We start from the raw sequence: 24,195 nt of genomic DNA on the forward strand, positions 1-24,195 counted from the left end.
AGAGGGATGGGCCGTGCGGCCGTCACCCCTGCAGAACGCGTTTATGCAAGCGCTCGATGGCGTTGAGGGCCGACAGGATCGCTCCTTCCTGCCAGGCAGGAATGTAGGAGGCATGTTCGCCGGCCAGCATGATGCGTCCGTCGAGCTGGCAGAGGTTGTCGTAGTGCTCCTTGCGGGCTTCCTCGGTCCAGTCACCGGCGCAGCCCAGCGTGTAGGGCGAGCGGTGCCAGGCCCAGGAGACGCCGTTCTCGAACTCATCCTTGTATTGCGGATGGATCTGGCTGCCATATTCGACCGCGCGCTTGACCCGGTCCTGCGGCGACAGCGCCGTGAACTCATAGGAGTTCGGACCGTTCCAGGTATAGCAGCCGAGCAGTACGGCCTTACCGGTCGTGTTGAAACCGGTGCTGGGATAGGAGATCTGCGTGATCGGCAGATCGGTGTAGGAGACGCCGCCGAAAATCAGATCGTCCTCTTCCCAGAAACGCCGCTTGAACTGCAAACCGACCTTGACGGAAGAGGCATAGGGCACAGCCGCGATCGCCGCCTGCATGGCGCCGCTGACCTTGACGTCGATCTGGCTCAGGATCGTCAGCGGGATGGTACAGATGCACCAGTCGGCGCTGGCTTCCTGTGTAGCGCCAGGCTTGGTCGTGTCCTCATAGGTGACGGTGACACCTTTCTCGTTCTGGTCGATCTTGGTCACCTTTGCATTGAAGGTGATCAGGTCGCCGACCTTCTTGGCGAAGGCCTCGCCGACCTTGCCCATGCCGCCGACAGGCTGGAACATCGTCGTCTGGAATTCATAAAGCGCGAAGTTGGCTAGGCCGCCCCAGAGCTTGGACTTCAGGATGTCGGAAAGTCCGATCGGATCGCCGGGAACGGGTGCGGCCCCCAGGCCGCCACCGGGGTCCTTCTCGTAACCGCGATATTCGGCAGACGTCAGGCCCTTGGCATAGGCATAGTCCTTGTCGAGCGCCCCCCAGGATTTGAGCGCCTCCAGCAACATCTCCTGGTCTTCCTTCGTGACGTCGCCTTCGAGTTTGCCCTTCTGGGCGACCTTGGCCAGCAGCTCGGAGGTATGACCCTGGAAGTCGGTCTTGATGTCACGAACGCGCTGTGGCTTGCCACCGAAGGCGGTCGAGGAATGCAGGAAAGCATTGTGGTTGATCTGCTGGAACGGCTCCAGCTGAACACCCAGACGCTTGCAATAATCGAGCAGGCCGTTGTGGTGGTACGGGATGCGCCACGGGCCAAGATTGACGTAGAGACCTTCTTCGAATTCGCAGGTCTGCTTGCCGCCGCCGAGCTCGCTGAACGTGTCGCCGCCGCGCACAGTCCAATTACGGCCGCCGGCACGGTTGTTGTACTCCAGAATCTTCACCTTGTAGCCGGCCTGGCGCAGTTCCAGCGCGGCCGTCATGCCGGCGAGACCAGCCCCGAGGATCAGCACGGTGGCGCCTTTCGGATCGCCTTCCAGCTTGATACGCCCTTTGTAGCCGGACTCGGCCGCAAGGCCCATCGTGGTCATTGCCTGGTACATGGCAGCGGACCCCGCTGTCATGCCAATGAGCGTAAGCAGCTTGCGCCGGCTCAATCCGTTAATTGAGTGATTCTGTTGCACTTTTATTCCTTTCTGGCCGCCATTAGCGGCGTCCGCCCCAGCCGGAAGCACCCCCGTTCCATCCAGCTGCGCGATCGAAGCTAGGACGATGTTGCGGCAAGTCAACGCGGCCGAGAGGGATGGTTCAATGAATGCAAGAGAGCTGGCGCAAACGGCCATATGATCGGTTCAGCGTGCCGTCGCGTGTTTTCGCAATTTATCAAGTTGATGGGAGATCATGCTCCGGTGTGATCCATGTTGGAACGAAATTGCTGTCGGGAACCTCGTTCGCGCATTTCCTTTCCGGTTTTGGCCCGGTACGTTCCGGAGCGGAGGAACTCGATTGATGAATCGCACCGAGAGGGTGGCACTGTCCGAACCCGTGGCCGACGAGGTTCGCAAGACGACCTGCTACATGTGCGCCTGCCGTTGCGGCATCAACGTGCACATCAAGGACGGCAAGGTCCGTTACATCGAAGGCAACCGCGACCATCCGGTCAATAAGGGTGTGCTTTGTGCCAAGGGGTCCGCCGGCATCATGCAGCACTACGCGCCGGCCAGGCTGCGTGCGCCATTGAAGCGGGTAGGGCCGCGCGGCTCGGGCAAGTTCCAGGAGATCAGCTGGGATGAGGCGCTGGAGATCGCAACCGGCTGGCTGGACGACGTGCGCCAGGACGATCCGAAGAAGCTTGCCTTCTTCACCGGACGGGACCAGTCGCAATCCCTGACCGGTTTCTGGGCCCAGCAGTTCGGCACACCGAATTACGCCGCGCATGGCGGCTTCTGCTCGGTCAACATGGCGGCCGCGGGCATCATGACGATCGGCGGCGCCTTCTGGGAGTTCGGTGCGCCAGACTGGGACCGCACCAAGCTGTTCGTGCTGTTCGGCGTGGCCGAGGATCACGATTCCAATCCGATCAAGATGGGCATCGCCAAGCTGAAGCAGAACGGCGCCCGCTTCGTTTCAGTCAATCCGGTGCGCACCGGCTATTCAGCGGTTGCCGACAACTGGATCGGCATTCGGCCGGGCACGGACGGGCTGCTGATCCTCGCCATCGTTCACGAACTGCTCAAAGCACGTCGCGTCGATGTCGACTATCTGGTGCGCTACTCCAATGCCACATGGCTGGTCATCGATGCTGCCGGCACGGCTGAGCACGGCTTGTTCGCGCGCGACGGGGAGGGCAGGCCGCTTGTCTTCGAGACTGTGACGGAGCAGGTCGTTGCTGCCGGTGCCAAGGGGGCGAGGCCTGCACTCTCCGGCCGCGTGCAACTCGCCGACGGGCGCTCCGCGGTGCCGTCCTTTCAGCTGCTCGCAGAAAAATACCTTGACCCGAAATACGCGCCGGAAGCCGTATCCGCAGAGACGGGCGTTGCAGCGGATACGATCCGCGGGCTTGCAGCGGAAATCGCGCGGGTAGCCTTCGATGAGGCGATAACCATCGAACAGCCGTGGACCGACGTACACGGGCAACGCCACCAGAGCTTTGTCGGACGGCCGGTGTCTTTCCATGCCATGCGCGGCCTGTCTGCCCATTCCAACGGCTTCCAGACGGCGCGGGCGCTGCACATGCTGCAGGTGCTGATCGGCGCCGTCGACTGTCCTGGCGGCTTTCGTTTCGAGCCGCCTTATCCCAAGCCGGTATCCGCGCATCCGACGCCGCACGGCAGGGCCGAGCATTTCGGTTCCAACAAGCCGCTGTCGGGACCACATCTCGGCTTCCCGCGCGGGCCGGAAGACCTGCTGGTCGATCCACAAGGCCGGCCGACTCGCATCGACAAGGCGTTCTCCTGGGATGCGCCGTTATCCGTGCACGGGCTGATGCACATGGTGATCGCCAACGCCCACGCGGGCGATCCGTACCCCATCGACGTATTATTCCTCTACATGGCCAACATGGCCTGGAATTCCTCGATGAATACGGCGGGCGTCATCCGCATGCTCGAGGACAAGGACGAGACGACCGGCGAGTACAAAATTCCCAAAATCATCTATTCCGACGCCTACGCTTCGGAGATGGTCGCCTATGCCGATCTCGTCTTGCCCGACACGACCTATCTCGAACGCCACGACTGCATCTCGCTGCTCGACCGGCCGATTTCGGAACCGGACGCTGTACAGGACGCCATCCGCTGGCCTGTGATCGAGCCGGATCGCGACGTGCGCGGTTTCCAGAGCGTGCTGATCGACCTCGGCGCGCGGTTGCGGTTACCGGGCTTTGCCGACAATCACGGCAAACCGCTTTACAAGGACTATGCCGACTACATCGTGCGTCATGAACGCCGACCGGGCATTGGTCCTCTGGCGGGTTTCCGGGGCCTGAAGGGCGACCGTGCCGGGCGCGGTGCGAGCAATCCCGAGCAATTGCAACGCTATATCGAAAACGGCTCGTTCTTCTCGGCGCATGTTCCGCTGGAAGCGCAGTTCTTCAAGCACGCCAATCAAGCCTATCAGGACTTTGCCGTTCGCATGGGCTTTTTCGATACGCCGCAGCCGGTGACGTTTCAGCTCTACCAGGAATCGCTGCAGAAATTCCGGCTGTCTGCGCAGGGCGTGCGCGAGCCACTGGCGCCTGAAACCCATCGGCAACGCATCCTCGCTGCTTTTGATCCGCTGCCCGATTGGTATAGGCCATTCGGCGAGGCGATGGTCGACGGTCATGAGTTCCCTTATCACGCCATCACCCAGCGCCCAGCGGCGATGTACCACTCCTGGGGCTCGATGAACGCTTGGCTGAGGCAGATCCATACCGCCAACGCGCTCTACGTGCCGGGGCCGATCTGCGAGCGACTCGGCCTCGCTGATGGCGACTGGGTGTGGCTGATCTCGCACCACAGCCGCATCAAGGTGCCGGTGGCACGGATGGAGGCTGTGAATTCCTCGACCGTGTGGACCTGGAACGCAATCGGCAAGCGGGAAGGGGCGTGGGGCTTGGACCGCAACGTTCCGGAAGCGCAAAAATCCTTCCTGATGAATCATTTGATCCACGAACTTCTACCGGCAAAGGAGGATGGGCCTCGGTGGTCGAATTCCGATCCGATCACCGGCCAAGCCGCCTGGTATGACCTCAGGGTTCGCATCGAGAAAGCCGACAAGGGCGCGGTGAGCGAACCGCATTTCCCGAGCATCGCCGAGCCGGACGGTGAGCAGCCGAGCCCAACGGAACTGCGCTATGGGCAGGAGTGGGCGCAATGACCTCGCTCCCGGCATTGCCCACAGCGAAGAAACTCGGCCTCGTCATCGACCTCGACGTCTGCGTCGGCTGTCACGCCTGTGTGGTGAACTGCAAGGAATGGAACACCGGCGGTTATGGTGCGGCTTTGTCGGACCAGAAGCCCTATGGGGCCGATGTTTCAGGCGCGTGGCTCAACCGCGTGCATTCCTTCGAGGTGGTGCCGGAAGGCGGTGAGATCGTCGGTGAGGCGGGCGAGGCACGTATCGTCCACTTTCCGAAATCCTGCCTGCATTGCGAAGACGCGCCTTGCGTGACCGTGTGCCCGACCGGCGCTTCCTACAAGCGCGCCGAGGACGGTATCGTGCTGGTCGACGAGGAGAAATGCATAGGCTGCGGTCTTTGCGCCTGGTCGTGTCCCTATGGCGCGCGCGAGATGGATCTGGCTGCCGGCGTGATGAAGAAGTGCACGCTCTGCATCGACCGCATCTACAACGAGACCATCGAGGAGGTGGACCGGCAGCCGGCCTGCGTGCGTACCTGCCCGGCCAATGCCCGCCACTTCGGGGACCTGGGTGACCCGTCGTCGGTCGTCTCCATCATGGTTGCCGAGCGTGGCGGCATCGACCTGATGCCGGAGCAGGGAACGCGCCCGGTGAACAAATATCTGCCACCCCGGCCAAGGACGTCGCTGGCGGCATGCGCCAGCCAGATGGCAAGGGGCGAGGACACGAGCGGCGTCACCGGTTTCTTTGCCTGGCTCGACGGCATGTTGGACCGAATCTGATCCATGCATCCGGCTGCCTCCATCATCGCCTTCACCGTGCTGTCAGGCCTCGGCTACGGTCTGGCTGCGATTCTGGGACTCGGACTGCTCGACCCGGCAGCAATTGCCACCAAGGTTGCTCACATTGCGGCATTGGGCTTGATCTCCGGCGGGCTGCTGTCGTCGACGCTGCATCTCGGCAATCCGCAGCGCGCCTGGCGCGCATTCTCGCAATGGCGCTCGAGCTGGCTGTCGCGCGAGGGCGTGCTGTCGGTTCTGGCTTTTGTGCCGCTGACCGTGTCGGCGTGGCTCTGCGTCATCGAAGGACGCTACTGGGCGCCGATTGGCCTTGTCGGGTGTGTGCTGTCACTTGCGACGGTCTTTTGCACTTCGATGATCTACGCTTCGCTGAAGTCAGTGCAGGCCTGGCACACGCGACTGACGACATCCTGCTATCTGTTGTTCGCGCTGGCTGGGGGGGCATTGCTGGGCAGTGCCTTTGGCGTTGCAGGCGGTGGATCCGCGAGCCTGTTGTTGTTCTTCGTGCTGGTTCTGTTGATCGCAGCCTGGGCAGTGAAGATCACCTGGTTGCGCAATCTCGACAGCCTTCAGCCATTGTCGACACCGGAAAGCGCAACCGGCCTTGGCACCATCGGCCGTGTTCGGTTGTTCGAGCGGCCGCATGTCACCGAGAACTACCTGACCAATGAGATGGGCTTCCGTGTCGCGCGCAAACATGCCGCCAAGTTACGCAAGCTCGCCCTGCTATTGGGCGGATTGCTGCCGGGAGCATTGGTTTTCCTGGTGATGGCCGCGTTGTTGGCGGGAGCCGAAACTGGAGCCGTGGCGATCCTGGCCCTGGTGGCTGCAGTGCTCAGCCACGTCGTTGGGATGTTGACTGAGCGTTGGCTGTTTTTCGCGGAAGCGCGTCACGCCGTGATGAATTATTACGGCGGCTAGGCCGGGCGCGCATTCACCATGGCTGTAGCGGTTGGTTGCGGTGGCCCTTGGCAGCCTAGTTGCCGGCGACGGCAGGTTTTGCCATCTTTTTCTTTCGGACACTGCGCAGTCGCTTCGCCAGTCGTCGCAAAGCCGCGAATTTCTCGCCTGGCTTTGCCGGTTGCTGGCTGCCCCACGGCGTCCACAGCGCCGTGTCCTTCTTCCTTGTCTGTTCGTCCTTCATCGCCCTGCCGCCCTGCTATGACCGCACTGTCGATTAAAAAAGTTAACGATCGAGTGTGACAGAAGTTGCGAGTTTAAGCGATGCCTGTCCGCGATATGGGTCACATTCGCGCGAGAATCGCATGTGGACGCGCGGCGCTCTACCGAGTGCGCCCCCGGATCTGCCAGCGCTTGTGGAACCACATCCACTGACCAGGATCCTGCCGCACCCAGCCTTCGACCGTGTCGTTCATCAACTGGACCATTGCGGCCACATCCAGCTGGCCGGCGTCATTGCGCGGCAGCTCAAGCTTGTCGCACAGCGTCAGCCGAAAGCGGTTGCCCGGCAGGCGCACGGAAAAGACAGGATAGACGTCGCAGTCGAACTGGCGTGCCAGTTTCGGCACGAGGGGACTGGTCTGGCATTGCTGGCCGAAGAAGGTGGACAGCACGCCATTGGTGAATTTCTGGTCGACGAGAGCGCCGACATTGCCGCCGCGTTCCAGCACCTGTGCCATGGCGAAGGAGACGCCGTTCTTGGAGGCAAGCAATTCCCCCATCGTCGCCGCGCGCGTCCTGAAGATGTATTCGGCCAGATAGGGGTTGTTCGGGGCACGGAAAAGCGCCGATACCGACAGGTCAAAGGTGGCAGCCGCCACCGGCAGCAGCTCGAAATTGCCCATATGGGCGGTGAAGAAGATGTGCGGCTTCTTCTCATCGCGGATTTTCAGGAAGAGTTCCTTGCCGATGACCTCGACGCGACCGGGTGTCTCGGCATCGGGATCGTAGTCGAAAAGCCGATCGAGGAAGACGTACTCGCCTGCCAACCGCCCCATATTCCCCCACATGTCGGACGCGATCTTTTCGATCTCGGCGTCGCTCTTGTCGGGATAGGCCTGCTTGAGATTGGCGATGGCGACGCGATGGCGTCCGACCATCGGGCCGATCCTGCGAGTAGCACGGTCGATGAAGTTGAGGGCGCGATCCGGCGGCAATATCCGCAGGACGGCTAGTATCGTCATCGCCACACGCGCGGTGAGCCAGTATTCCGCAACCTTCAGGCCGCGCAACGCCTTGTAGACGAGGGGGCGCAGCATTGGTTCGCGGTTTGCAGACATCAGCCCACGCGCAGGATGATCTTGCCGAAGACGTCGCGGCCTTCCATGCGCTTCAGCGCTGCATCGATGCCGTTGAAATCGACCTCAGTATCGATGACAGGTGCGACGAGGCCGGCTGCCATCTTCTGCATGGCATCCGCCATGTTTTCCATGCGGCAGCCGAACGAACCCAGCAGCTTCAGCTGCTGCTGGAACAGCATCATCAGATTCACCTCGGTCGTGACGCCGGAAGTCGAACCGCAGGTGACGAGGCGGCCACCACGCTTCAGGGAAAACATCGAGCCGGCCCAGGTGTCCTTGCCGACATGTTCGAAGACGACGTCAACGCCCTTTTTCCTGGTGATCTTGCGAACCACGCCCTCGAAGCGGTCTTCGCGGTAGTTGATGACATGATCGGCGCCGAGCGCCTTGGCCTTCTCGATCTTGTCGTTGGAGCCGACGGTGGTGATGACGGTGCAGCCGATCTTCTTGGCAAGCTGGATCGCTGCCGAGCCGATGCCGGAGCCACCGGCATGGATCAGGATCGTTTCGCCGGGCTCGAGCCTGGCGTTGTCGAACAACATGTGCTCGACCGTGCCGAAAGTGACCGGTGCGACAGCCGCGCCAATGGCATCAACGCCGGGAGGAGCTGGAACCAGCAGGCGGGCAGGCAGGTTGATTTTCTCCTGTGCGAAGCCGTCGAGGTGGAAGCCGTGCACGCCGCCGACATGTTCGCAGAGATTGTCGCGCTTCTCGCGGCAGGCGCGGCACAGTCCGCAGGTACGGGCGCCGTAGATCGAGACGAGCTGGCCAGGAACCAGATTGGACACGCCGGGGCCAATGGCCTCGACCTCGCCCGAGGCTTCCGCGCCGACGGTGAGTGGCAGCTTGCGCTTGGCGAAGGCCATGCCGCGCCAGCCCCAGACATCGATGTGGTTCAACGCCACAGCCTTGATGCGCAAGGTCACCTCGCCGACAGCAGGTGGCGGAGGAGGGGCGATGTCGACGATTTCGAGCCGACGGTCCTCAATAAGTTGCAGTGCGCGCATCAGGCAGCGCTCCCTTCAGCAGAATTCACACGCCAGGAGGGTAACCTGGACCCGTTTTGTGCAATTAATTGCGCAGGCTGCGCCTTAAACGGGTTCCCGTGCCATGACAAGGCAGGTGTTCTGGCCGCCGAAGCCGAAGGAATTGGACAGAACCGTGCCGACCTTGGCCTCGCGCTTCTTGTTCGGCACGACATCCAGCGCGATCGCCGGATCGGGATTGTCGTAGTTGATGGTCGGCGGGATGACGCCTTCGCGCATGGTCATCAGCGAGAAGGCGGCCTCGATTGCACCAGCGGCAGACAGGGTGTGGCCGATCATCGACTTGTTGGACGAAATCGGGATCTGGCTGATGCGTTCACCGAAGACCGTCGAGAGCGACAGGTGCTCCATCTTGTCGTTTTCCGGCGTCGAGGTGCCATGCGCATTGATGTAGTCGATCTCGTCTTCGGAAAGACCGGCATCGGCAAGGGCTGCCTTGACCGCAGCGATCGCCGGTGAACCGTCCGGCTTGGACCGGGTACGGTGAAAGTCGTCGGCCTTTTCGCCGCAGCCGCGCAGGATGCCGAGCACGGTGGCACCGCGCGCCAGCGCACTTTCCAGCGATTCCAGCACAAGGGCGGCCGAACCTTCGGCCAGGACGAAGCCGTCGCGGTCCTTGGAGAAAGGCTTCGAAGCCTTTTCCGGCGCGTCGTTGGAGGTTGACAGCGCCGAAAGCAACGAGAAGCGGATCAGCGCTTCGGCTGTGGCCGAGCCGTCGGCGCCGACCGACAGCGCACGTTCGCATTCGCCGCGACGGATCGCTTCGACGCCGAGCTGGATGGCGGTGGCGCCCGATGCGCAAGCGGTGGAAAGCGTGATCGGCAGCCCAATGGTGCCGAAAGCATCCGAAAGGCGATCGGCGATGGTGCCGAACTGCGCGGAATCGAACATCTCAGGTGAATTCAATCCGCGGGCCACGTCCAGGATGCGTTCGGAAGCGTCTGGCTGGTCGCCGCCCTTATAGAGGGCCAGCCGATCATGCCAGTCGAGCTCGACGGGCGGGGAGGCGAGGAAGAGCGGACCGCCAAAATTATCGAGGTCAATTCCGGCCTCCGTGACAGCTTCGCGTGCGGCAGTCTCGGCCAGTTCATAGGTGAGGGCACTGGCGCCCTTGCTGCTTGACGGCAGGAAATCGACCATGCCGGAGATGCGGGTGTTCAACTGGTCGATGGGGAAGCGGGTGATCGGATGAATGCCCGACTTGCCGGCTGTCAGTGCCGCCCAGTTGTCAGCCTTGCCGACGCCCAGCGATGTGACAACGCCGATACCGGTCACTGCAACCACTGGCCTGCCCAGATGATCCTTCAGCTTTGCCATGCCTCAATCCTTGACCCTAGAGCAATCCAGCAAAAGTGCGTTGCGATTTTGCGTCCGGGATTGCGTAAAACAAAAAGATAGAGCGTTTCCGCGTTTCCGTTAAGAACGGAAACGCCCTAGTTGCCTTGCGGCGGCGCGATCCACCTTGCCGTTGTGCGACCGGTGGGCTCCGCTCAAGCGGCGCTGACCAGCGCCAGGCCCTCGAATTGGTGATAGCCGACCGCCGTTGCCAGTACCTGCTCAGGAATTCCGTTGAAATTGCGCTCCGATGCCGCATCAAAGACGGGATAGGGCGCCTTGTTGTGGACGGCCAGTGCGGCGAGCGCCACCGCGAAGGGGAACTGCGCTTCCTTCATATGGCCGGTCAGCGTACCGAAGCCGCGCGCGGTCAGGCCGGCATGCGCATCGATCGCCGCCTTCTCGGCCGACGTGGCGGCATGGCCACCGGAAGCGCCCGAAAGCGCGAGGACTTGGCTTTGCGGCAGGTTCGCCGCCTTGAGCAGCGTTTCGATGGTCGAGCCCAATTCGCCGCGCTTGCGCCGCGCGCGTCCGGAGCGGACCGGACCGAGCTCAGCATAGACGCGGGCGTTGCGCTTTTCGGCGTGCTCGCGGCTTTCCAGAACCAGGAACGCGCCGCCGGAGCCGGAAACGACGCCGCCACCTTCCGAACCGGCACGTTGCCAGACCGGCTTCCAGGCTCCTCTATGCAGATAGGCGCCAAGTTCATAACCGAGCAGCATGTCGGGATGTTCGGTCTGGAAGGCACCGCCCACCAGCATGTGCGTCGACTGGCCGGAGCGGACGCGGGCGGCGGCCGTCTCGACGGCGGCGACACCTGCGCCTTCCTCGCCCATAAAGGTACGCGAGGAACCGGTGACCTTATGCACGATCGAGATGTTGCCGGCGAGCAGATTGGAAAGCTGCGCCAGAAACAGCGTTGGCCTGAGTTCGGTGGTCAGCTTCTCGTTGAGCAGGACGTCGAAGTCCGGTCGGCTTTCAGATGCGGCGAGGATCGTGTTGTCCACCGCCACATCGCGCTCGCCGCCACCGGCGGCCACCACCATGTCCATGGTGGAGCACAAAGCCTCATCGGTCTTGATCCCGGCGTCATCCAGAGCAAGGCCAGCCGTATAGGTCCCGAGCCGCTGCCATGTTTCCATCTGGCGCTGATCGCCACGCTTGGCGATCTGCAGGTTCCAGTCGATCTCGGGCAGGGGATGGACGGTGTATGGAGCGAAGCGCTCTGCATCGAGCACGGGCTTGGTGCCCGTGGCCGTCAATTTCTGCCAGTGTGCGTCAGGGCCTTCTCCCAAGGAGGAGACGAGGCCGATGCCGGTGATGACGACGTCGTGGGATGTCATGGGCGGTTTGTGGGTCAGCGCGCGTCGCCCGTCAAGGGCAGCCGGTGCGCCGGCCTGCCGATTATCAGGCTGCGCTCTTGGCGGCGACCAGCGCGTCGATCTTCGCGCAAAGGTTCTTCATGACGAAATATTCGTCGGTCGAAGCCTTGCCGTCATTGACTTCCTGGGTCCACTTCTCAAGCGGAACCTTGATGCCGAATTCCTTGTCGATGGCGAACACGATATCGAGAAAGTCGAGGCTGTCGATGCCGAGATCGTCGATGGTGTGGCTCTCAGGCGTAATGGTGTCGATGTCGATTTCGCTCGTGTCGGCAATGATTTTGGCAACTTTTTCAAATGTCGTGGACACGGGCAATTCCTTCGAGCGAAGCGGATTCAGTATTGGAGGTTGTCGCGCTCTCTAATCCGTTTTGCATGGCAGGAAAAGGGCGAATGTGCCACGCAGATGTCAAGAAACGCATTTGCACAAGTATATCGGCGACGAGTGTCGTAAGGGAAGGCAAGCAGGTTCCAGGCTAATAAAAGGCCGCCGGAGTACTTCGGTAGTCTTTCTCCCGGGCGAAGGGGGCGGTAGCCAAAATCGTGCTTCTTGCCGTGGTGGTGGCAGAGGTTCAGGATTTGGCGATCATCAAAAGATGATGCGGCCGAGCACGCGCAGCTTCTCGTTGTCGAGGCCGACGATCACCGCCTCCCCCTCGCGGGCACCGGCGCCGGTCAGCGCCTGGATGTTTTCAAGATGGGTGACCAGGACGAGGTTTCCGTCGCCGGTGAAGCTCTCCACTTCCTTGATCACAGCGGCGTTCTGCACCGCGGCCGCCGCCGGATCCTTCGACAAAAGATCGAGCGGCTCGAATTGCTCGGCCTTGTTGTCCTCGAAGGCGATGCCGGCGGTGTCGAGCGCGCGGCAATAGCGGCTGGACAGCACCCGGTCGATAGGGGCGGCGCGCGCAGCGAACAGCGCGCCGATCTTGCGCGCCTGCTGCTTGCCGCGATCCGACAGCTTCTGTTGTGTCGCGCATTTGCCGACGTCGAAACCTGCCGGGTCGCCATTGCCGGTCACCATGGCGTGACGCAGCAGGACGACATGACCACCGGCCCTGAGCAGCGCCCAGCCGGCGTCGGTCGCGTAGGCTGAGACCGGCGACAAGCACAGCAAAAGGACAAGGGCGACGCGAAGCATGACGGACCTTTCCGTCGTCCCATCGACGCCGGTATGGGTCATATAGGGACCGCAAAGTTTTCAGGAAGGCAAGCCGGCATGGTTTGCTGGCTGCCAGCATCGAAGGCGAGGATCTTGCGGTTGCGCGGCCGGCGCGGCTCTCCTATCAGTCGGCCATCGAGGAATCCAATGTCGCCGCTTACCGAAACTGTTCTGTTCGTCTTCGGCCTTGTGGCGCTGGGCTATCTGGCTGGGCTCTCCGGCTATCTCAAGGCGCAAAGTGCGGAAGGTGTGGCTGAATTCGCCATCGGTATCGCCATGCCGCTTCTGCTCTTTCAGACCATGGTAAAATCCGATTTCCACGGTTCCGCGCCCTGGCTTTTGTGGGCGACCTACTTTTCTGCCGTGGCGCTGACCTGGGTAGCCGGCCATCTGGTCACGACGCGCCTGTTCGGCCGCGATAGCCGCACAGGCATCGTTGGCGGTATCTCCGCAGCCTATTCGAATGTCGTGCTGCTCGGCGTGCCGTTCATCCTCGGCATCTATGGCCAGCGAGGGTTCGAGGTGCTGTCGCTGCTGGTGTCGGTGCACCTTCCCATCATGATGATGGCCTCGATCGTGCTTTTTGAGCTGTTCGGCCAAAGCGGTGGCAAGGGCGTGCATCCTTTGCGTATGCTGCGCCGTTTCTTGCAGAAGCTGCTGATCAATCCGCTCATCGTCGGCATCCTTGCGGGCCTTGCCTGGCGACTGACCGGCGTTCCGCTGCCCGGACTGGTGTCGCGGCTGGCCGAGGCGCTGGGCGGAACCGCGGCCCCTGTGGCCCTGTTTGCCATGGGGCTCGGGCTCAATCGTTTCGGCATTACCGGCCATATCGGCCCAGCGGTCGCTCTTTCGATGCTAAAGCTGTTCGTGATGCCGGCGATCACGCTTGTCTTGGTGTGGCTCGCCGGTCTGCCACCATTGACCGCTCAAGTTGCCGTGCTGGTGGCGGCGCTTCCCTCCGGTATCAATTCCTATTTGATCGCGGTGCAGTTCGACACGGGGCAGGGGCTCGCTTCCAACCAGATGACGCTCGCCACCGCCAGCGCAGTCGTCACCACATCGTTCTGGTTGGCGGTCACCGCTCAAGTATTTGGTTAGGGCTGGATTTACGCTGGCCCAGTGCTTAGTTTCAGCTATGGCGATTGATCGTTGGGCCGGCCCTGGAGTAAGAGCGGTGGTCCAGTTGCGTCAGCGGCGCCGAAAACACCCATCGACCTGTTCATCACCGGTCCACAAGCGGCCGAAGGGAGGCTAGATCATGCTTCAGAAAACCAGCCATTTCATGCGGCAGGCCAATCTCATCAATGGCGAATGGGTGCAGGCCGATTCCGGTCAAACCATCGACGTCACCAATCCGGCCAATGGCCTGAAGATCGGCACGGTGCCGAAGGCAGGTGCCGCCGAGACCCGCCGTGCTATCGAGGCCGCGCATGCCGCTTTCCTCACCTGGCGCAAGACCTCGGCGCTCGAGCGCTCGAAGCTTCTGCGCAAGCTGCATGATGCCATCATGGATAATCAGGATGCACTGGCCGAGCTGCTGACCACCGAGCAGGGCAAATCGCTGTTCGAGGCGCGCGGTGAGGTCGGTTCTTCGGCCGCCTATGTGCTGTGGTTCGCCGAGGAAGGCCGCCGTACCTACGGCGATGTCGTGCCGTCGCCCTGGGCCGACCGCCGCATCATGGTGACCAAGGAGGCGGTCGGCGTTGTCGCAGCCATTACGCCCTGGAACTTCCCGTCTTCCATGCTGGCTCGCAAGCTCGGCCCGGCACTGGCCGCCGGCTGCACGGCCGTCGTCAAGCCTGCCACGCAGACGCCTTACTCGGCGCTGGCCTGGGGCGCGCTGGCAGAGGAAGTCGGCTTCCCGAAGGGCGTGGTCAATATCGTAACCGGTGCCGCGGGCGAGATCGGCGACGAGCTCTGCTTCAACCCGCTGGTCAAGAAGATCACCTTCACCGGCTCGACCCCGGTCGGCAAGATGCTGATCGAGAAGTCGGCCAAGACGGTCAAGAAGGTCTCGATGGAACTCGGCGGCAATGCGCCGTTCATCGTCTTCGACGACGCCGATCTCGACCGTGCGGTCGAAGGCGCGATCACCGCGAAGTTCCGTAATTCCGGTCAGACCTGCGTCTGCACCAACCGCTTCTTCGTCCAGGCAGGCATCTACGACAAGTTCGTCGAAAGGCTCACCGCGGCGACTGCCAAGCTGAAGGTTGGTTCAGGCCTCGAGGAGGGCGTGCAGCAGGGACCGCTGATCGATGAAAAGGCAGCGTTGAAGACTGCGGAATTCGTGGCTGATGCCAAGGCCAAGGGCGGCAAGGTCGAAACCGGCGGCAAGCCTCATGCGCTCGGCGGCTCGTTCTTCGAGCCGACTGTGATCAGCGGTGCTACTCCCGACATGATGTTCATGAAGGAAGAGATTTTCGGGCCTGTCGCGCCGGTCTTCAAGTTCAAGACCGAAGAAGAGGCGGTTGCGCTGGCCAATGACACCGAGTTCGGTCTGGCCTGCTACTTCTATACGGGTGATCTCGGTCGTGCCTTCCGCGTCATGGAAGGGCTGAAATACGGCATGGTCGGCGTGAACGAAGGCCTGATCACGACGCCGGAAGCACCGTTCGGTGGCGTCAAGGAATCCGGCCTCGGCAAGGAAGGCGGGCATCAGGGCATCGAGGACTATCTCGATACCAAATATGTCTGCATCGGCGGTCTCGGCCTCTGATCGGTATGCGGGTCGCTTGGTGACAAGCCGACCCGCGCTAGCTGCATGAAAGACGGCGAGCTCTTCGGGACGACGCAAGCGGGCGAGGCGATCCGCCGCTTCACAATTCGTGGCGGCGGGCTCTCGGCCAACATCCTCAATTGGGGCGGGGTCATCCAGGACTTGCGCCTCATTGGCCATGATGCGCCGCTGGTGCTGGGTTTCGACCGGTTCGAAGCCTATGAAAACGACAGCCTCTATTTCGGCGCGGTCGTGGGGCGTTTCGCCAACCGCATCCGTGACGGCCGATTCACACTGGCTGGCCAGCGCCACCAGATCGATCGCAATTTCCTGGGCAAGCATGCGTTGCATGGCGGCACAGGCGGCTATGCTGGTCGTGCCTGGGAGGTTTCCCTGCATGGGCGCGATTTCGTGACGCTCAGCCTGCACGATCCCGGCGGATCGATGGGCTTTCCCGGCGCGCTCGACGTGACCTGCACCTACCGGCTGAAAATTCCTGGCACGCTCAGCGTGGAGTTCACAGCCACGGCTGATGAGGCCACCGTGTGCAATCTCACCCAGCATTCCTATTTCAACCTCGACGATGGCGGCGCTGGTGACGTGCTGGATCACCGCGTGATGATCCCGGCCGGTGCTTATCTGCCGGTCGATGCCGAAATGATCCCGACCGGCGTCGTGCAGCCGGTTGACGGTACGCCGCTCGATTTCCGTCAGGCGCGTGAACTGCGCAGCGAGGGCGAGCAGTTCGTCTACGACCACAATTTCTGTCTGGCTTCGGTACGTGGACCCATGCGGCAGGCAGCTTGGGTACAGGGCGCCACCTCCGGTGTGGAGATGGAGGTGTGGACATCGGAACCAGGCGTCCAGCTTTACGGCGGTGGTTATATCGCGCCATCGACACCGGGCCTTGGCGGGCTCGGCTACCGGCGCTTTTCGGGCCTATGCCTTGAAACACAAGTCTGGCCCGATGCTCCCAACCGTTCCTATTTTCCGTCTGCGACCCTGTTGCCGGGCGAAACCTATCATCATGTGACGGAATACCGGTTCCGGTTGGGCTAGAAGTTCTTTCTGGCCCCGGGGCTTATTCGCCGAACGCTTTCCGCAGCATTTCGAACGGGGCGAGCGCGCCTCGCACCTGCACGACGGTGGAGGCGACACGGTGGGCGCGGCGCGCGGCGTCGGCGGGCGCGAAGCCCGCCAGGCGGGCGGCGAGATAGCCGCCGTTGAAGGAATCGCCGGCGCCCGTCGTGTCGACGGGTTTGGCGACATGGACGGCGGCAACCTCTTGCCGATCCGTTCCAGCGACGACGAGTGCCGGCAGCTCACCGTTCTTGACGACCACTTCGTGTACCGAATGGCCTATCCGCCCGGCAGTCTCGTCCGGCGTGCGGTCGCCGTGCAGCATCTGTTCGTCGGGAAAGGTCGGCAAGGCGATGTCGCTGACGGCAAGCGCATCGGCGATTGCCGTCTGTGCGGTTTCGCGGTCCGGCCACAGGCGCGGCCGATAGTTGGGATCGAAGGCTATCCGGCTTCCGGCTGCGCGGGCGCTGGAAATGGCTTTGAGCAAAGCCTTGCGTGCGTCCGGATCAAGAATTGCCAAAGTGATGCCGGAAAAATAGACAAGCGACTGATTTTTCAGGTTCTTCTCCAGGGCGCTTTGGTCCGAAGCCAGCTGGCGCGCTGCCGAATCGGAACGCCAGTAGGTGAAGGATCGCTCGGCGCCTTCGAGCGTGATGGCGTACAGGCCCGGGCGTGCACCTGCGATGACCGGGCTCGCGCCGATGCCGATACCATTCTCCGAGAAGAACTCGATCTGGCGCTGGGAGAAAGGATCGTCGCCAAAAGCGGAGACATAGGTTGCCGAGCCGCTGGTAAGCGCTGTCAGCGCCCATAGCGTGTTGAATGTGTCGCCGGCAAAACCCAGCCGCCAGTCCGGCCCGTTCTGGCCTGATAGTTCCAACATGCATTCGCCGATCGCGGCGACACCCTTTGCCGACATTGTCCGTCTCCCTGTGCGATCCGCTGTAGCTTTTTGTCGAACCGTGCGCCATGCCTGCTTCCTGCCGATTGCACCATCGCCGCACTTTCCCACAAGCGGGCGGGATGCTAGGCCCGATGTTCAGCGTTCACTGGCATGATGTGGGGCTTCATTGGCACCGTTCTGGCGTTATCTGGTTGCGGGCATAGGACTGATCGCGGTCGTGCTCGGCGTTCTTGCGGTGGTTTACATGACCGCGCCGAATACGCCGCCTGCAGCGGCGCCGGAAACCGGCCAGACACGCGGCAGCGAGAAGGGTATGTTCGTTGCAACCTTCGTGCCGCAAGACGGGACGGCGAAGCAGAACGAACTGCAAGACTGGGTGCTGACGCTGAAAACCGCCACAGGCAAGCCGGTGGAGAATGCGACGATCGAGGTTTCCGGCGGCATGCCGCAGCATGCGCATGGCTTGCCGACCAGTCCAAAGATGACGGACTATCTGGGCGAGGGCCGTTACCGGATTTCCGGCGTGAAGTTCTCGATGAGCGGCTGGTGGCAGCTGAAACTGGGCATTTCGGCACCGACCGGATCCGATACGGTGGTGTTCAACATCGTGTTGTGAGCATGAGACGCTTTCCAGCGCAATTCCAGGAAAAGTGTGTAACGGTTTTTCGTTCGGAATTGCGTAAAAACAAAAGATTAGAGCGTTTCCGCGTTTCCGTGAAAAACGGAAACGCTCCAGGCATTGCCCTTATCTTGTTGCTGGCAGTTCTTGTTGCCGGTTGCGAGAGGCCGCAATTTTCCGAGGCCGAAAAAAGGACCATCGCCAGCCTGGCGCTGAACGCCTTGCCGCCACTCAAACCCGACACCACCAACCGTTATGCCGACGATCCCGGCGCGGCGGCGTTGGGCGCGACCCTGTTTTTCGACTTCACGCTGAGTCGGAACGGTACGGTTGCCTGTTCCACCTGCCACCAGATCGGCCAGCAATTTCAGGACGGTCTGCCGCAGGGAGTGGGCGTGGCGCGTACGAACCGGCGTACCCAGCCGCTTGCCGGTGTCGCCTACAGCCCTTGGCTTTTCTGGGATGGCCGCCGCGACAGCCTGTGGGCGCAGGCGCTGGTGCCGCTGGAAAACCCGCTCGAGCAGGCTGGCAACCGCACCGCCTATGCGCGCTACGTCAAGGCACGGTTTGGTGAACGCTACGAGCGCATCTTCGGGCCGCTGCCCGATTTTTCTACTGTGCCGGCCAATGCCAGCCCGCTTGGTTCCGCAACGGAACAATCGGCCTGGAACGGGATGAGCGGCGCGCAACATGACGACATCAACCGCGTTTTCGCCAATATCGGCAAGGCACTGGCTGCCTTTCAGCGCTCCATCAACCCCAAGGAAGCGCGGTTCGACCGTTTCGCGGCAGCGCTTGCCGCGGGTGGGGAGCCGCAGGATGACGCTGTCTTCTCGCCGGAGGAAATCCAGGGCCTGAAACTGTTCATAGGCAAGGCGAGTTGCTCGACCTGCCACAATGGCCCGCTGTTTACCGACCACGCTTTCCACAACACCGGCGTACCGCCGGTGGCGGACTTGCCGCCGGACCGCGGCCGCGTCGATGCGGTTGCCCAGGTCGATGCCGATCCGTTCAATTGCCTCGGTGCCTATCGTGACGGTGGACCGGAAGCCTGCGGCGAGTTGAAGTTCATGGTCCGCGACAAGCCGGAACTGATCAGGGCGTACAAGACGCCGTCGCTGCGCGCTGTCGCAGGGCGACCGCCCTATATGCATGCCGGCCAATTCGGCTCGCTTGAGGAGGTGGTGGCGCACTATGCCAAGGCGCCGTCCAGTGTCGAAGGCGTTTCGGAAGTGCATCCGCTGCGGCTTTCCGAGCGAGAGCGCGCGGCGCTCGTGGCGTTCCTGAAGACGCTTTCGCCTTGAGCGCACGCGCTGCTCGGTCGCGGCTAGCGGTCCTTCACCGTTTCCATCGCCACGAAGGTCGATGTCTGCGCGACATGCGGCAGTGATGAAATGCGCTCGCCGAGAATGCGTCGATAGGCGGCGATATCGCGGGTGCGCACCTTGAGCAGGTAGTCGAAGCTCGCCGCCATCATGTGGCATTGCTCTATCTCGGGAACGGCCTGGACAGCGCGGTTGAAAGCATCAAGAGCGCTGGAGCGCGTGTCAGATAGCTTCACCTGTACGAAGGCGACATGACCTTCGCCCATGCGCTCCCGGTCGATGATGGCGGCATAACCTTTGATGAAGCCATCTTTCTCCAGCCGTTTGACGCGCGCCTGCACCGGTGTCTTGGAGAGCCCGACCTTTGCCGCCAGTTCCGACATGGACTGCCGGCCGTTCCTGGCCAGTGCGGACATGATGTTCCGGTCGAGGCGGTCTAGTTGGTCTTCAATTGTCAATTATGTAGTCCGATTTCTATATCATATCAGTGATTGATAGCCTGAATGACCTGAATTTGCCAATTCTTTGGACCGACGAAAGTGGGGCTTCGTGCTAATTTTTCGTCATCCAGTCCGGTAGCTCGCTCACCGGATCCTTCAACTTGCGCTTCAAAGGATCGCCATGCCCGCGCTCTCCACCATCCGTCAGCAGATCCGTGCCAATTATCTCCCCGATGAAGGTGAGGCCGTGAAACGGCTGGCTATGGCCGCAGGACTGTCCGTTGACGAGCGCAAGGCAATCTCCAGGCGCGCTGCCGATCTGGTGCGCGCCGTGCGTGGTTCGTCCGATCCACGCCTGATGGAAGTTTTCTTGTCGGCCTACGGGCTTTCGACCAAGGAGGGCGTCGCGCTGATGTGTCTGGCGGAAGCGCTGCTGCGCGTTCCGGATGCCGAGACGATGGACGATCTGATCGCAGACAAGATCGCCCCGCACGATTGGTCATCGCATTCCGGCTCGTCCTCCTCGATCTTCGTCAACGCTTCGACCTGGGCGCTGATGCTGACCGGCCGTGTGTTGGATGAAGGCGAGGGTGGCATCGAAGGCACGCTGCGTTCCATGGTACGGCGGCTGGGCGAACCGGTGATCCGCAAGGCTGTGGCGGCAGCGATGCGTGAAATGGGCGAACAATTCGTGCTTGGGCGTACCATTGCAGAGGCGGTCAAACGCGGCAAGTCGATGACGCAGAAAGGCTATCTCTATTCCTTCGACATGCTGGGCGAGGCGGCTCGCACCGAACATGACGCGCTGCGCTATTTGAAGGCCTATGCCGACGCCATCGCCTCACTGGCGTCCGGCGCAAAGGGCGACGACATCCGCCTGAACCATGGCATCTCGGTGAAACTCTCGGCGCTGCATCCGCGCTATGAGGTTGCGCAGAAGGAGGCCATGCTGCCGGTGATGGCCGATCGGCTATTGTCGCTGGCGCGCGCTGCGCGCACGGCGCGCATGGGCCTGAACATCGACGCCGAAGAGGCTGATCGGCTTGATCTTTCGCTCGATGTCATCGAGCGCGTGCTGGCCGATCCGGAACTTGCCGACTGGAATGGGTTCGGCATCGTCGTTCAGGCTTACGGTCCGCGCGCGGCCTTCACCATCGACTGGCTGCATGCACTGGCAACCAAGCTCGATCGGAAGATCATGGTGCGACTGGTCAAGGGCGCCTATTGGGACACCGAGATCAAGCGCGCGCAGACGCTCGGCCTCACCGGGTATCCGGTGTTCACGCGCAAGGTGAATACCGATGTGTCGTATCTCGCTTGCGCGCGCAAGCTGCTTGGAATGACCGACCGCATCTATCCGCAATTTGCTACGCACAACGCACATACGGCCGCGGCAATCCTGTCGATGGCCTCGGATCGGGACAGCTTCGAGTTCCAGCGCCTGCACGGTATGGGCGAACAGTTGCACGAGACCATCCGCAAGGCGGAAGCCACGCGTTGCCGGATCTACGCACCGGTCGGCGCGCATTCGGATCTGCTTGCCTATCTGGTGCGGCGTCTCCTGGAAAACGGCGCCAATTCCTCATTCGTTCATCAGTTGACCGACGAGGACGTGGCGCCGGAAGAGATTGCGCGCGATCCGCTCGAAGCCATCGAAACGCAAGGTTTGGCCGCCAATCCGAACATCGCGAAACCCGCCGAAATCTTTGGTGCCGGTCGGCGCAACGCGAAAGGCTGGGACATCACCGACACGGTGACTTTGACCGAGATCGACAAAGCCAAGGCTGCTTTTGCCGGTATCAACCGGTGGACCGCAAAGCCGATCACTCGCGCCGCCGGCTATGGCCAGGAGCGGCCGGTGGTCAATCCGGCACGGCCATCCGAAATCGTGGGAACGGTCGTCGAGACAGCGGCGAAGCAGGTGTCGACAGCGGTGCGTTTCGCAGTCGAGGCACAACCTGCCTGGGCGAAACGGCCGGTCGGCGAACGCGCCGCTATCATCTCCCGCGCCGCTGATCTTTATGAGAAGCACGCTGTCGAGTTCTTCGCGCTTGCCACTCGCGAGGCCGGCAAGACGCTGGCCGACGGCGTTGCCGAAGTGCGCGAAGCGGTCGATTTCCTGCGCTATTACGCAGTGCAGGCAGCTCAAGCAGAGACCGGTACGCAGGCACGCGGCGCCATCGTCTGCATCTCGCCGTGGAATTTCCCGCTCGCCATTTTCACCGGCCAGGTCGCCGCGGCACTTGTGACCGGCAATTCGGTGATCGCCAAGCCAGCCGAGCAGACACCGTTGATCGCCTATCGTGCGGTCGAACTGCTGCGCGAGGCGGGCGTGCCGGAAGACGTGATCCAATTGTTGCCGGGTGACGGTCCCAATGTCGGCGCACCGTTGACCGCCGACCCGCGCATTGCGGGCGTCTGCTTCACCGGCTCGACGGAAGTCGCCAAGCTGATCGAGCGGCAACTGGCGAAGACGGCGGCGCCCGATGCCATGCTGATTGCCGAGACCGGCGGCCTGAACGCCATGATCGTCGATTCCACCGCGCTGCCCGAACAGGCGATCCGCGATGTGCTGGCTTCCTCCTTCCAGAGCGCCGGCCAGCGTTGTTCGGCGCTGCGTGTGCTCTATGTCCAGAAGGATGTGGAGGCCAAGACACTGGAGATGCTGAAGGGTGCGATGGATGCGCTCAACATCGGCGACCCGTGGCAGATCTCGACCGATGTCGGTCCTGTCATCGACGATGAGGCGCAGAAGTCGATCAGGGACTACAGCGCCAGGATGGCTGGCGAAGGGCGTACGGTCGCGCAACTGAAGGTGCCTGGAGACGGCCGGTTCGTAGCGCCTTCGGTGTTCCGGGTCAAAGGCATCGAGGAGATGGAGCGCGAGGTATTCGGTCCGGTACTGCATGTCGCGACCTTCGACGCCGACGAGATCGATGCCGTCATCGCCGCAATCAACCGCAAGGGCTATGGGCTGACCTTCGGCCTGCACACCCGCATCGATGGTCGCGCGCAGCATTTCGTCGATGGCATCCATGCCGGGAACATCTATGTGAACCGCAACCAGATCGGCGCCGTGGTCGGTTCGCAGCCGTTTGGTGGCGAGGGGCTGTCCGGCACCGGCCCCAAGGCCGGCGGACCGCATTATCTGCGCCGTTTCCGCAAGGGGCCGGAGGCGGGCACGGCTCTAGGCGAAGGGCGTTCGGCCACAGCCAGGGAACTTGCCGACAACATGCCGGATCCCTCGCTCGGCGGCTGGTCGACGCGGCTGGATCGTATCGCCATCCTGCGCAAGCACCTGCGCGGCAAGGCGGCGGATGCCATCGGTGCCGCAGCCGGGCTCGAATTCGGTCAGGTCGATCTGCCTGGACCCACGGGCGAAGCCAACACGCTGTCGCTGACGCCGCGCGGTCGCGTGCTGGCGCTCGGGCCGGATGCCGAGACGCTGACGGCGCAGGCGGTGCAGGCGCTGGCCGCCGGCAATGCCGTTCTGGCGGTTGCGCCCGGTGCGCCAGCCGTCCTGTCTACACTGACGGGCAAGGGCCTGCCGATCGCCGCCCTCGATGCTCGCGTGGATCCCGGCGCCATCGGCGTGCTGCCGCTCGACGTTGTCGCCTTTTCCGGCGCTGCCGACGATACCCGCGCCCTGCGTGGAGCCATGGCAGGTCGCGGTGGGCCGATCGTGCCGCTAGTGAGCGAGGTGATCTATCCGGCGGCGTACGCGCATGAGCGCGCGGTCTGTGTCGACACCACCGCTGCTGGCGGCAATGCCAGCTTGCTGGCGGCCGCGTGAGGTTGCCATGGGCATGCGGGTGATGATGGGGGACATCACCAGGCTTGCGGTGGATGCGATCGTCAATGCTGCCAACACGTCGCTCCTGGGCGGAGGCGGCGTGGATGGCGCGATCCACCGTGCGGCTGGCCCTGACTTGGTTGAGGAATGCCGCAGCCTCAATGGCTGCAAGATCGGGCAGGCGAAGATCACCAAGGGCTATCGGCTGCCAGCCCGACATGTCATCCACACGGTGGGGCCGGTTTGGCAGGGCGGCGAAAAGAGCGAGCCGGAAATGCTTGCTTCCTGTTATCGCAAGTCGCTTGAACTGGCCGTCGCAAATGATTGTCGGACGATCGCTTTCCCGGCGGTTTCGACCGGTATCTACCGCTATCCGAAGGACCATGCCGCGCGGATTGCGGTGAGCACGGTGGCAGACTTTCTCGATCAAGATCCGACGCTGATAGACGTCACCTTCGTCTGTTTCGACGAAGAAACGGCGGCGCTGCATCGCGCCGCCATTACTGCCTTGAGACAGGATTGATCAATCCGATCGGGGCACGGCCCCCTCA

The 24,195-nt window shown here is 62.4% G+C and carries 20 protein-coding genes; 10 read left to right on the top strand and 10 right to left on the bottom strand.

What is annotated here, in order from left to right; genetic code table 11:
- Positions 1–22: 22 nt before the first annotated feature.
- Positions 23–1,543, bottom strand: a complete 1,521-nt coding sequence (locus ACFWXH_RS11365) for a flavin monoamine oxidase family protein (RefSeq protein ID WP_379120200.1) — start codon at positions 1,541–1,543, stop codon at positions 23–25.
- Between the two features lie 406 nt (positions 1,544–1,949).
- Between ACFWXH_RS11365 and ACFWXH_RS11370 the strand changes: the two genes are divergently transcribed.
- From ACFWXH_RS11370 to ACFWXH_RS11380, 3 genes are read left to right on the top strand one after another with little or no spacing between them, the layout of a single operon-like run.
- Positions 1,950–4,799, top strand: a complete 2,850-nt coding sequence (locus ACFWXH_RS11370) for a molybdopterin oxidoreductase family protein (RefSeq protein ID WP_379120202.1) — start codon at positions 1,950–1,952, stop codon at positions 4,797–4,799.
- On the top strand, positions 4,796–5,563 hold the full coding sequence (locus ACFWXH_RS11375; protein ID WP_379120204.1) for a 4Fe-4S dicluster domain-containing protein: 768 nt from the start codon (positions 4,796–4,798) through the stop codon (positions 5,561–5,563). The genes ACFWXH_RS11370 and ACFWXH_RS11375 overlap by 4 nt, the downstream gene beginning before the upstream one ends.
- A 3-nt stretch (positions 5,564–5,566) precedes the next feature.
- Complete coding sequence (locus ACFWXH_RS11380; RefSeq protein ID WP_379120206.1) at positions 5,567–6,502, top strand: dimethyl sulfoxide reductase anchor subunit family protein; 936 nt, start codon at positions 5,567–5,569, stop codon at positions 6,500–6,502.
- 55 nt (positions 6,503–6,557) lie between these two features.
- Here the strand turns inward: ACFWXH_RS11380 and ACFWXH_RS11385 are convergent, their stop codons facing one another.
- The 7 genes from ACFWXH_RS11385 to ACFWXH_RS11415 all read right to left on the bottom strand — a co-directional run bounded on the left by ACFWXH_RS11385 (position 6,558) and on the right by ACFWXH_RS11415 (position 12,746).
- Positions 6,558–6,725 (bottom strand): hypothetical protein, encoded by a 168-nt coding sequence (locus ACFWXH_RS11385; protein WP_379120208.1) that lies wholly within the window; start codon positions 6,723–6,725, stop codon positions 6,558–6,560.
- Between the two features lie 139 nt (positions 6,726–6,864).
- The gene (locus ACFWXH_RS11390; RefSeq protein ID WP_379120210.1) at positions 6,865–7,821 is read right to left on the bottom strand and encodes a lipid A biosynthesis lauroyl acyltransferase; all 957 of its coding nucleotides are present in this window, start codon (positions 7,819–7,821) and stop codon (positions 6,865–6,867) included.
- Entirely contained in the window at positions 7,821–8,849 is a 1,029-nt protein-coding gene (locus tag ACFWXH_RS11395; protein ID WP_379120212.1) for a zinc-binding dehydrogenase, read from the bottom strand. The genes ACFWXH_RS11390 and ACFWXH_RS11395 overlap by 1 nt, the downstream gene beginning before the upstream one ends.
- Before the next feature lie 84 nt (positions 8,850–8,933).
- Positions 8,934–10,205 carry a beta-ketoacyl-ACP synthase gene (locus ACFWXH_RS11400; RefSeq protein WP_379120214.1) on the bottom strand — a complete coding sequence of 424 codons (1,272 nt, stop codon included), beginning with the start codon at positions 10,203–10,205 and terminating at the stop codon, positions 8,934–8,936.
- 173 nt (positions 10,206–10,378) lie between these two features.
- Entirely contained in the window at positions 10,379–11,566 is a 1,188-nt protein-coding gene (locus tag ACFWXH_RS11405; RefSeq protein WP_379120216.1) for a beta-ketoacyl-ACP synthase, read from the bottom strand.
- 64 nt (positions 11,567–11,630) lie between these two features.
- Complete coding sequence (locus ACFWXH_RS11410) at positions 11,631–11,915, bottom strand: acyl carrier protein (RefSeq protein WP_054307986.1); 285 nt, start codon at positions 11,913–11,915, stop codon at positions 11,631–11,633.
- Positions 11,916–12,194: 279 nt separating this feature from the next.
- Positions 12,195–12,746, bottom strand: a complete 552-nt coding sequence (locus ACFWXH_RS11415) for a histidine phosphatase family protein (RefSeq protein ID WP_054308418.1) — start codon at positions 12,744–12,746, stop codon at positions 12,195–12,197.
- 168 nt (positions 12,747–12,914) lie between these two features.
- Between ACFWXH_RS11415 and ACFWXH_RS11420 the strand changes: the two genes are divergently transcribed.
- The 3 genes from ACFWXH_RS11420 to ACFWXH_RS11430 all read left to right on the top strand — a co-directional run bounded on the left by ACFWXH_RS11420 (position 12,915) and on the right by ACFWXH_RS11430 (position 16,542).
- Positions 12,915–13,865: an AEC family transporter gene (locus ACFWXH_RS11420; RefSeq protein WP_379120218.1), complete on the top strand. Its 951-nt coding sequence runs from the start codon at positions 12,915–12,917 to the stop codon at positions 13,863–13,865.
- A 160-nt stretch (positions 13,866–14,025) separates the two neighbouring features.
- Positions 14,026–15,483 carry an NAD-dependent succinate-semialdehyde dehydrogenase gene (locus ACFWXH_RS11425; protein ID WP_054307984.1) on the top strand — a complete coding sequence of 486 codons (1,458 nt, stop codon included), beginning with the start codon at positions 14,026–14,028 and terminating at the stop codon, positions 15,481–15,483.
- A 45-nt stretch (positions 15,484–15,528) separates the two neighbouring features.
- Positions 15,529–16,542, top strand: a complete 1,014-nt coding sequence (locus ACFWXH_RS11430; RefSeq protein ID WP_379120220.1) for an aldose epimerase family protein — start codon at positions 15,529–15,531, stop codon at positions 16,540–16,542.
- A gap of 22 nt (positions 16,543–16,564) precedes the next feature.
- On the opposite strand, the gene ACFWXH_RS11435 is transcribed toward ACFWXH_RS11430, so the two are convergent.
- On the bottom strand, positions 16,565–17,482 hold the full coding sequence (locus ACFWXH_RS11435; protein ID WP_379120222.1) for a sugar kinase: 918 nt from the start codon (positions 17,480–17,482) through the stop codon (positions 16,565–16,567).
- A gap of 151 nt (positions 17,483–17,633) precedes the next feature.
- Between ACFWXH_RS11435 and ACFWXH_RS11440 the strand changes: the two genes are divergently transcribed.
- Entirely contained in the window at positions 17,634–18,083 is a 450-nt protein-coding gene (locus tag ACFWXH_RS11440; RefSeq protein WP_379120224.1) for a FixH family protein, read from the top strand.
- Between the two features lie 134 nt (positions 18,084–18,217).
- The gene (locus ACFWXH_RS11445; RefSeq protein WP_379120226.1) at positions 18,218–19,390 is read left to right on the top strand and encodes a cytochrome-c peroxidase; all 1,173 of its coding nucleotides are present in this window, start codon (positions 18,218–18,220) and stop codon (positions 19,388–19,390) included.
- Between the two features lie 23 nt (positions 19,391–19,413).
- Here ACFWXH_RS11445 and ACFWXH_RS11450 read toward each other — a convergent pair whose 3' ends face one another.
- Positions 19,414–19,863 (bottom strand): Lrp/AsnC family transcriptional regulator, encoded by a 450-nt coding sequence (locus ACFWXH_RS11450; protein WP_379120918.1) that lies wholly within the window; start codon positions 19,861–19,863, stop codon positions 19,414–19,416.
- Between the two features lie 169 nt (positions 19,864–20,032).
- On the opposite strand from ACFWXH_RS11450, the gene putA reads away from it, so the two are divergent.
- Both putA and ACFWXH_RS11460 read left to right on the top strand, forming a co-directional pair.
- Positions 20,033–23,644: a bifunctional proline dehydrogenase/L-glutamate gamma-semialdehyde dehydrogenase PutA gene (putA, locus tag ACFWXH_RS11455; protein WP_379120228.1), complete on the top strand. Its 3,612-nt coding sequence runs from the start codon at positions 20,033–20,035 to the stop codon at positions 23,642–23,644.
- Entirely contained in the window at positions 23,619–24,167 is a 549-nt protein-coding gene (locus ACFWXH_RS11460; protein WP_379120920.1) for an O-acetyl-ADP-ribose deacetylase, read from the top strand. The genes putA and ACFWXH_RS11460 overlap by 26 nt, the downstream gene beginning before the upstream one ends.
- Positions 24,168–24,195: the final 28 nt, after the last annotated feature.

Source organism: Mesorhizobium sp. NPDC059054 (assembly GCF_042739215.1).
In the GTDB taxonomy this organism is placed as follows: domain Bacteria; phylum Pseudomonadota; class Alphaproteobacteria; order Rhizobiales; family Rhizobiaceae; genus Mesorhizobium.